Source organism: Salifodinibacter halophilus, from assembly GCA_012999515.1.
GTDB lineage: Bacteria > Pseudomonadota > Gammaproteobacteria > Nevskiales > Salinisphaeraceae > Salifodinibacter > Salifodinibacter halophilus.
This window is the reverse complement of sequence record JABEEB010000796.1, coordinates 1-233: the sequence shown is the minus strand read 5'-3', so window position 1 is coordinate 233 and position 233 is coordinate 1. Positions and strand designations below refer to the sequence as shown.

The following is a 233-nucleotide window of genomic DNA, read 5'->3' as shown; positions in this document are numbered from 1 at the left end:
GGCGTGCTCGACCGCCTCGCGCGCGGCGTTGCACAGCGCCGGGTTGAGCGCGTTGACCGGCGCGCGCGCCAGCTTGATTTCGACGATGTCGCCGTGGGTCTGGGTTTCTACGCAATTCATGGTTTGACGTCCTGGGGCCAGCGGTAGCGCACGGTGTAGGTCAGCCTGGTTTCGCCCGCGGCGGGCACCGGCACTTCGAACTGCGCGCTGTGCGCGTCTTTCTTGGCCGCCGG

Annotated in this window: 1 protein-coding gene; it reads right to left on the bottom strand. The window is 68.7% G+C overall.

Annotated features, from left to right (window positions below; all coding sequences use genetic code 11):
- Positions 1-120: enoyl-CoA hydratase/isomerase family protein (locus HKX41_13775; protein NNC25202.1), on the bottom strand; the 120-nt coding region annotated here is incomplete at its 3' end.
- Positions 121-233: the final 113 nt, after the last annotated feature.